Source organism: Acidaminococcus sp. CAG:542 (assembly GCF_000437815.1).
GTDB lineage: Bacteria > Bacillota > Negativicutes > Acidaminococcales > Acidaminococcaceae > Acidaminococcus.
This window is the reverse complement of sequence record NZ_FR902026.1, coordinates 12288-20395: the sequence shown is the minus strand read 5'-3', so window position 1 is coordinate 20395 and position 8108 is coordinate 12288. Positions and strand designations below refer to the sequence as shown.

Annotated in this window: 8 protein-coding genes and 1 pseudogene; all 9 read right to left on the bottom strand. The window is 57.6% G+C overall.

Annotated features, from left to right (window positions below):
• Window positions 1-247: hypothetical protein (locus tag QVO43_RS01515; protein ID WP_288174302.1), on the bottom strand; the 247-nt coding region annotated here is incomplete at its 3' end.
• A 37-nt stretch (window positions 248-284) separates the two neighbouring features.
• Complete coding sequence (locus tag QVO43_RS01510) at window positions 285-719, bottom strand: HD domain-containing protein (protein ID WP_022486851.1); 435 nt, start codon at window positions 717-719, stop codon at window positions 285-287.
• Window positions 720-721: 2 nt separating this feature from the next.
• Complete coding sequence (locus QVO43_RS01505; protein WP_022486850.1) at window positions 722-1243, bottom strand: hypothetical protein; 522 nt, start codon at window positions 1241-1243, stop codon at window positions 722-724.
• 372 nt (window positions 1244-1615) lie between these two features.
• Window positions 1616-2914 carry an amidohydrolase gene (locus QVO43_RS01500; RefSeq protein ID WP_022486849.1) on the bottom strand — a complete coding sequence of 433 codons (1299 nt, stop codon included), beginning with the start codon at window positions 2912-2914 and terminating at the stop codon, window positions 1616-1618.
• Window positions 2915-2972: 58 nt separating this feature from the next.
• A complete protein-coding gene (locus QVO43_RS01495) occupies window positions 2973-4544 on the bottom strand; it encodes a DUF4127 family protein (RefSeq protein ID WP_022486848.1) in 1572 nt (523 codons plus the stop codon).
• A 16-nt stretch (window positions 4545-4560) separates the two neighbouring features.
• The gene (locus tag QVO43_RS01490; RefSeq protein WP_022486847.1) at window positions 4561-5685 is read right to left on the bottom strand and encodes a hypothetical protein; all 1125 of its coding nucleotides are present in this window, start codon (window positions 5683-5685) and stop codon (window positions 4561-4563) included.
• Between the two features lie 3 nt (window positions 5686-5688).
• Complete coding sequence (locus tag QVO43_RS01485; protein ID WP_022486846.1) at window positions 5689-6186, bottom strand: HD domain-containing protein; 498 nt, start codon at window positions 6184-6186, stop codon at window positions 5689-5691.
• A 96-nt stretch (window positions 6187-6282) separates the two neighbouring features.
• Complete coding sequence (locus QVO43_RS01480) at window positions 6283-7341, bottom strand: OmpA family protein (RefSeq protein ID WP_022486845.1); 1059 nt, start codon at window positions 7339-7341, stop codon at window positions 6283-6285.
• Between the two features lie 173 nt (window positions 7342-7514).
• A pseudogene (locus tag QVO43_RS01475) lies at window positions 7515-8108 on the bottom strand (hypothetical protein); the annotation flags it as partial.

The window sequence follows — 8108 nt, the reverse complement described above, 5'->3', positions numbered from 1 at the left end:
GGAAAGCCGCAGAAGCGTAAGACCGGGCCAGTCCCTCATCCAGGAAGAAGGTTCCATATCCTCCATCCAGGTACAGAGCCAGAAGAAAAAGAGCCCGGCCGCAGCCATCCCAGGCTTTCGCCTGGATTTGAGGATAAGCCTCCCCAGCTGGAAGATTCAAAAACAGTTGATCCAGTTCACAAGTTTCTTTCCCCAGCTGTTCCTTTGCATCTGCCCGCATTACTTTTTCCCCTGCTTTGCTCTCCATAGTCTGAACCTCCTGCGATGCCCAGCCCTCTGTCGGCCTACTGCTCTTCACTTAAAATCCCGTACGCTTTGCGGTATTTTTCCACCCGTTTCCGGTCCTTTTCCGTCACTTCCGGCAGCCGGGTCAGGTCCATATTGTTCCGCAGGTCCGCCTTTTTCACGGCAATGGCGTAGGGATTCCCGCTTTCTTTGATCTGCCGCACATAGTCCAGATAGGGCACCTTCTTGTCATGGGTCAGCAGGGCCACCGCATCTGCCACGGTTTTCCCAAACAGCTGTTCCAGGGTTCCCCGGTCCATGGCCGTATCTTCCAGGGTATCATGGAGCATCCCCACCAGGGCATATTCTTCTCCCAGGGGAAGCACCTGATCCGATACGAACTTCACATGATAAATGTAGTCTTTCCCGGCCCGGTCCTTTTGTCCGGCGTGGAATTTCTTTGCCACTTCATAGGCCAATACCAGTTTATCCATTTTCACCACTCCTTATTTACATTTGGATTTCCCATTCTCTCCAGGAACCGTACATCCCAGTCTTCATATTTTTCCATCAGCTCATGGACATGCTGGGCCATGATGATGGCAGGCACTCCGGTATTCACCGTGTACATGAATCGGAACCCCTGAAAGTGGAAGGGTTCCCCCAGGAGGCTGCTGTAAAACCGATCCAGCACCTGGGGTGTCAGTGGTCCCAGGGCTTTGCCCTTGTCTCCCTTTTGGGAAAATTCCCAGGCCTGGCCGTTTTCGTCGGCAAAAAGGGTTCCTTTCTGCCCAAACCGCCGGCTCATGGCAGGGCCCAGCCGTTCCAACACCGGCCGGTACAGTGCATTCATATGGACCAGTACCTGACAGCAGGGCTCCCGTCCGCCCCAGACCCATTCACAGCGAAAATCCACCAGACGCAGCCACCGCTTCAGGGCTTCCAGATTTTCGGGATCCACCCCCAGGAATACCCCACAGTGCCGCGTTCCGAACTGATCCAGCAATTGGCTCTCCATACTCCATTCCTCCTATAGAAATCTCTCTTTGGATCCTTGGTTCTCTGCTTTCTCTCTTCTTATTATAAGACATCCAATGGGGAAAAAAGGGGACAGATATTTTTTAACAATCAAAGGAAAGTGACCCATCCATGAGACAGCCCACAGAACTGCACATGGAGGCCAAATGCCTGGCCATTTGGCCTTGCATGGAAAAACCGGCGGCCGGGACGGGTTCCCCTGGGTGCAGCCCCTACAACCTTGGTATCAATCGATCCAAAAAAAATCCCAGAAACGGAATTGTCGAAAATTCCGTTTCTGGGATCATTTCATCCGACCCTGACGCCGTAGGGGCAGGCCACAGGCCCGCTCTTCACTCTTCACTCTGCACTCTTACTTGTTCCCAAAATGCTCCACCAGCAGGGTGATGGTTGCGGCGGTGCGGGGCAGTACGTCTTCGTTGAAATCAAAATCGCTCTGATGGTGGCCGGCGGCTTCTTTGGTGCCGTAGAGCATGTAGACGGCCTGGCCGCCGTGTTCCTGGACCCGGCTCATGAAGTAGCAGCAGTCTTCACTGCCGCTGACTTTCTGTTCCTTTACCACATGCTGGTACAGATTCTGGGATTTCACCAAATCATAGATTTCTTCTCCCATCTCCTTGGAGGAGTTGGAGGAAGTGGCGCTGCCCCGGGGGGTGATCTTTACGTCCACATCATAGAGCATGGCAGCGGCCCGGCACATCCGTCTGGCTTCTTTGGCCATGAAGTCGTTGATTTCGGCAGTTTCTCCCCGGGTCTCGAATTTGATCAGACCGTTGGCGGGCACCACGTTCCGGCCGGTGCCGGCTTCCAGGACCCCTACGTTGATCCGGGAAGAACCACCGCTGTGGCGGCTGATGGTGTGGAGGGAAATGGCAGCCTGGGCAGCGGCCAAAAGGGCATTCTTCCCTTTTTCCGGTTCGGCGCCTGCATGGCTGGGCACCCCGGTGAATTCCGCATCCAGTTTGTCGGTGGCCAGGAACCCTTTGGTCATGCACACCAGGGATCCGTCGTTGTAATCCCCCAGACCGATATGGCCGCTGAGGAAGTAGTCCACATCGTCCACAATGCCGCTCTGGACCATGCTCTTGGCCCCTACCACCCCTTCTTCCCCGGGCTGGAAGCAGATCTTCAGGGTACCGGCCATTTTGTCCTTATGAGCAGCCACCAGCCGGGCTACGGCCAGGCCAATGGTGGCATGGCCGTCATGGCCGCAGGCGTGCATGAGCCCGGGGTGTTTGGACTGGAACCCCAGGGCGCTGGGCCGGTGGCTGGGTGCCGGGTCCTCGGCCACGAACAGGGAGTCGATGTCGAACCGGAGAGCTACGGTTTTACCAGGTTTGGCAAAGTGCATGATCCCCACGCAGCCGGTCATGCCCCCTTTCATCCGGTCCACCAGCACCGGATTGGCCCCTTCCTTGATGGCCCGCTGGGCGCATTTTTTCAGGGTATCTTCGTCGGGCACCAGCATCCGGGCACTGTCGTCCAGCACGTCGGCGCCCATTTTCACTTCATATCCCAGTTTTTCCAGTTCTGTGGCGATGATGGACGTAGTGCGGAATTCAGTCCAGGCGGTTTCCGGATGGGCATGGAGATCCCGTCTCTGCTGGATCATTTCGTCTTTCATTGCCAAAGCTTCCTCATAATAGGTCATGGTTTTATCCTCCCTGAATATATTTGAACAGTCTCTAGCTCTCTTCACTCTTCACTCTTCACTCTGCCCTCTTCACTGCCACTTCGAAGGTCCTGTGCCAGGGCAGGCTGTACCGGTACTGTTCCGGCCGCTTGCCCAGGAGGGGCACTCCTTCTTTCAGCATTTTTTCGGTGACCAGGGTTTCCGCCTGGGCGGTCTGGGCATCGGTGAGCTTTCCGTCCGTCCACTGTCGGGGCCAGATCAGTTCCTGGCGCACCTGCTGCCGGACTTTGCTCTGGTAGAGCCAGTCGTCCAGGTACCGGACGGTCAAAAGGTCCTGCCGGTCCCGGTCGCTCAGATACGGCCGGAGCATCCCCTGGCCCAGGGCGTATCCCAGGCTGTTGCTGGCAGTGTTCCACCCGGCGTAGGACCCCAGCCGGTACCCCAGAGGCTCCTGCCCCGGTTCCCCGGTCAGCAGGCCCTTTACCAGGGCGGTGCTGCCTCCGTTTCCAAAGGCCACGTCGGCGATCCCCACATTCCGTCCCTGCCGGACGTACTTTTGGGCAGTGGCCAGGAACTGCTGGCCCTGTTCATCCAGATCCGGTCCGTTGGCGGCAGAATCCGCACCCAGGGTCACCCCGTCCCCCGGGGTATAGAGCCCCAGCACCAGGTCCGCCCGCTTGTCCGTCCGGGCCGGGTATCCTCCTGCAGCCAGCACATGCTGCCGGTAACTGGTGCCCATGGGGCTGTCCTCGTAACTGGCCACAGTGGCGGCTCCGGTGCCCCCATTGTACCAGCCGTATACCAGAGGGGTCTCTCCCCGTGCCTTGTTCAGGGCCCGGTTCAGCAGCACCATCCCCAGTTCGTCCGCCCCGGAAAAACTCCGGAACTTGTACCGGAAGGCCGGGTCGGCGAAATTTTCCAGGTCCGCCGCATCTTTATGGGCTTCGGAATAGGGGGCGGAATCGTCCCGTCCGATGAGGAAATAGTCCATTTTCCCTGCTTCCAGGCCCCGGGTAAGCCCTTTCAGCACAAACAGGTTCTTTCCCCGGCGTTCCAGTACATCCCGGCGGATATCCAGGGGCAGAGCCTGTTCCACCTGGTTCAGTTCGTTTTTCTCCTTCCGGGTGAGGATCCCCAGCCGCTTTCTGTCCCGGAGCTGTCCCCACCGGAAGATCTGAGGCCCGTACTGGGCATAGTAAGCCGGTTCCGCCGGAGCGCTGCTCCACTTGGGGGAGCGCATCACCGTGGCAAAGCCGTAAAGGGGCACTCCCGGGTGCCGCTTTTTGAAGGCCAGCAGAGCATTGGCCCTTTGGGCCAGCACCGCCGGATCCAGTTCATGGGTCCGGGAAGGCACCAGGCCCCCGTAAATGAGACTGTCCGTGGATACCACCGCTCCTGCCGCTCCCCGGGCTTCCTGGTCCAGCCATTGGGCCAGCTTGTCCGGGTCCCCGTTCTGCCGGTCGCTGGCCAGGAACTTCTCCGGCGGGGTCACCACCTGGACCCCTGCCTTCCGGAAGCTGTCCACCGTATAGGCCAGGGACACGGGACGGTTGTCCAGGGGAATGAAAAGGATTTTCTCCGCTGCCGCCGGTGCACAAACACCCATCAGCAGCACAACAAAAGCACCAAAACGTTTACACCAGCCCAAGGCTGCACCTCTCTTCCTAATTCATCCACCTGGCCGCCAGATCCAGGATCTTGGCTATGGTCTGGAGCTGGCCCTGGTATTTGCTGATTTCCTGCTGGATGGCGGCATCTCCCTGGCCGTTCTGGGTAGCCTGGGCCAGCTGGTCCAGTTTGGCCAGGATTTCATCCTGGTGGTCCACCAGTGTTCTTACCACTTTGCCTACAAGGGGGCTGTTCAGGGCCTTCTGGAGGGCCTGACGCTGCTGTTCCAGGGTTTCCGGGCTGGTGGTTCCGGGTCCCTGGACCGCAGGAGGCAGAACGGTGCCCTGGCTGCCGGCACTTTTCCGCCGGGTGCCTCCCTGTGTCCCACTGCCCCCTGCTGGCTCATCACTGCCAGTGGCTTCCTGGACCTTGTCCCGGACTGCTTCATAGAGGGGAGCCAGAGGGGTCTCTTCCAGTCCCTGGGCCGCCTGGAGCACGGCTCCGGCCACTCCTGCCGCCTGCTTCGTCTGTTTGGTCCGGGGATTTTTCTGGAGGATCTTCCCGTAATACCCTTTCAGGTTGGTGATTTCCACCAGCTGCCAGTCCCCTTTTTCGTTTTTCTGCATGTGGAGCACCAGGGTATCCGTGCCCACCGCCGGATTATCCAGCTGGACGTTCACCAGGGCGTCCTGGGGATAGCTGGCCCCTGGCTGGATGTCCTTCACCTTCAGGGCATTCCAGTCCACTGGCAGCACCTTGTCCGGGTGGGTCTTCCGGTAGGAATCGGTCCAGTCCCCGGTCAGGACGGCATTGTGGATCAATTCCTCCAGGTGCCGGGTGATTTCGTCCTTTTCCCCTTCGGTGTAACCGTCCTCCACGTCATTTTCCCCCTGGGCGGCCAGCAGGACATCATACCCTTTGTCCACCACTTTCGTCAGGTCCGTATGGTCCTGGAAGGTAACGATATCGTGCTTGTTCACTGATTCCCGGATCAGTTTCACCGCATACTGGGGGGTGCGGATATAATACAGGAAGTACCAGCCGGAAACGGCCCCGATCAGCACCGCCAGGGCCGCCCCCAGAGCGATTTTTTTCTTTTTCCGGCGCCGGGCCTGTGCCTGCTCCTGTTCTTTTTGCCGGGGATCCGGCGAAGGATTCCCGGCGGTCTGCTGTTCTGTCATGATTTATCGGTCCTTCAAATACAGCTCCTCGAACAACTTCTTCCCGGTTTCCGTCTTGTACAGCCGCTGATACAGGGCTTCGTCCTGCTGCCGGTTATCTCCGTCTTCGTAGGGGTTCACCAGCATATCCGCTTCCGCCAGGATCTGGGCGTCCGGGCCGTCGATGCTGGCATAGGTATGATGATGGCCGATGAGCCACTTGATCCGTTCTGCGTCTTCTCCGGTGATGCCGGCGTCTGCCAGGATGGGCTGGGCAATGTCCGGGCCCAGTTCTTCCTGGATCTTCCCGGTGCAGTGGCCGTACCGGCGTTCTCCTTCGTGGATGCCGATATCATGGAGATAGGCGGCGGCTTCCAGCCGGAACAGGGTCCGGGGATCCAGCCCCTCCCCCAGCCCGATCAGCCGGGCAAAAGCATGGACTTTCAAAAGATGATGGATCCGCCGGGGATCCCCTGCATCATAGGCAATGGCAGCCCGGGCGATTTTTTCCAATGGTTCCATAAATGATCACGACCTTTCTGATAGGGATATTATAGGGGAAGAAGGGGGAAAAAGAAAGGGGCTGTTGCCCGTGCAACAGCCCTTTTGCTTTTTCAATTATTTATGTTCCCAGATATCCACACGGCGGTTGTCGGCTTTGCCGGCTTCGGTGGCGTTGTTGGACGCAGGGTTGTTTTCGCCCTTGTAGTTCAGCTGCATACGGGAAGCAGCCACACCGTTGTCGTTGGCATATTTGGCCACGTTCAGCACACGGCGTTTGGACAGGTCTTCGTTGTAGGCGTTGGAAGCATCGGAGTCGGTGTTCCCTACCAGTTTGAAGGTGGAATCCGGATGAGCCTTGGCTACAGCTACGAAGTTGGCCAGTTTGGCAGCTTCGGAAGCCTTCGGGGTATCCACGTCGGAATCAAAGTGGATGCTGTCCAGATAGTAGTCATTGTACACATGAGCCGGAGCAACCGGTTCAGCCACCGTCGGTGCCACCGGTTCTTCCACAGGTGCCGGAGCCGCTTTCTTGTGGCCGCCGAACCGATAGGACAGACCTACCAGGAAGCCCCGGTATTTGATGTTGTTGTCGTCATCCAGCTTGGTATCCACATACCGGTATCCGGCGTTCAGATCCCAGTTGTCAGCGAAGGTGTAAGCCAGGCCGGCATCCCACTGGCTGGTCTTCTTGGTGCCCAGGGCGCCTTCTGCATAGAAAGCCAGGTTCTTGGCCAGGTCGTATTTGGTCCGTACACCGAACTGAGCCACGTTGTTGATTACGCTGTCAGCGCTGCCGGTGTGTGCCCCATGGTAGCTGCCGTCAAAGTCGTTGTTGATCCGGTTCCAGCCGCCGAACAGAGCCCAGTTCTTGCCCAGGCTGTATACCAGGTTCACTTCGTTCTGGTCACCGTCGGTCTTGAAATCTCCGGCTTTGGTCTTCAGGCCCCGATAGTTGTATTCCAGAGCCCATTTGTCGGAAATCCCATAACCCAGGCCACCGTCAAAGTTCCATTTGGTACTGGATTCATTCCCGTCGAATTTGGCTTTGGGAGCCCAGGCCCCTGCGTTCAGCTGCCATTCTCCCTGATCCCAACTGGTCTGAGGAGCTGCAAAACCCATGGAAGCAACGGAAGCCAGTACAGCCAGCGTCACTGCAAATGCTTTCTTCTGCATTGAAGATTCCTTCTTCCCGTTCAATTTTTTCCATATAAAAAGTACTGGACTGACCAGTCACTTTACAATTCATATTGTATACCTTTCTGGATGAAGAGATTATGAATGGTTTGTGACATAAATGTGAAAAGGGACTGTGAAAAAATGATTTCTCATTTTTTCACAGTCCCTTTTCACATATCCTTCCCCGGCTTCAGGCCGCTTCCGTCGTTGTTCTGGAGGAGGCTGAAGCTTTCCACGGACTGTTTGAAGGCCCGGAGTTTCAGGTCGTAGTTGATGGTGTCGTCGGTCTGGTACCGGATCTGATACCCGTTGCCCTGGGCGTTCATCAGATAGGTGTTCACCACAAAGACCTTTTTCAGGTCCCCGCTGTCGGTGCATTCCGCCATGCTCCCGTTGAGAGTGCCCACGGAAATGGGTTCGTGGCGCAGTACCGTAATGTTGGGCGTATACCGGGTCACCTTCTGGATGAAGGCGCTCTCCGCTTCCTTCAGCCCTTCGGGGGTGGAATTCCCCAGTTCCGCAAAAGTGTCATCGGAAAATTCCCGGACCATCATCCCGTCGGTGTGGACGCTGCTCAGAGACCGTCCGAACAGCACATTGTCCGCCCGGAGGGTGTACATCCGCCAGCCGCTGGGGATTTCCATTTCATAGCCCATGCCGGGCACCGTGAGAAGGTTCACATCGGTGTACTTCACCCGGCTGAGCGTCAGGTCGGAACACAGGGACTGGAGGGCGGACCGGGCCGCCGCTTCCAGGTTTTCCGG

Coding starts and splice junctions, on each gene's coding strand:
- QVO43_RS01500 (WP_022486849.1), bottom strand. CDS start 2,914: ATGACCTATTATGAGGAAGCTTTGGCAATGAAAGACGAAATGATCCAG.
- QVO43_RS01485 (WP_022486846.1), bottom strand. CDS start 6,186: ATGGAACCATTGGAAAAAATCGCCCGGGCTGCCATTGCCTATGATGCA.
- QVO43_RS01505 (WP_022486850.1), bottom strand. CDS start 1,243: ATGGAGAGCCAATTGCTGGATCAGTTCGGAACGCGGCACTGTGGGGTA.
- QVO43_RS01510 (WP_022486851.1), bottom strand. CDS start 719: ATGGATAAACTGGTATTGGCCTATGAAGTGGCAAAGAAATTCCACGCC.
- QVO43_RS01480 (WP_022486845.1), bottom strand. CDS start 7,341: ATGCAGAAGAAAGCATTTGCAGTGACGCTGGCTGTACTGGCTTCCGTT.
- QVO43_RS01490 (WP_022486847.1), bottom strand. CDS start 5,685: ATGACAGAACAGCAGACCGCCGGGAATCCTTCGCCGGATCCCCGGCAA.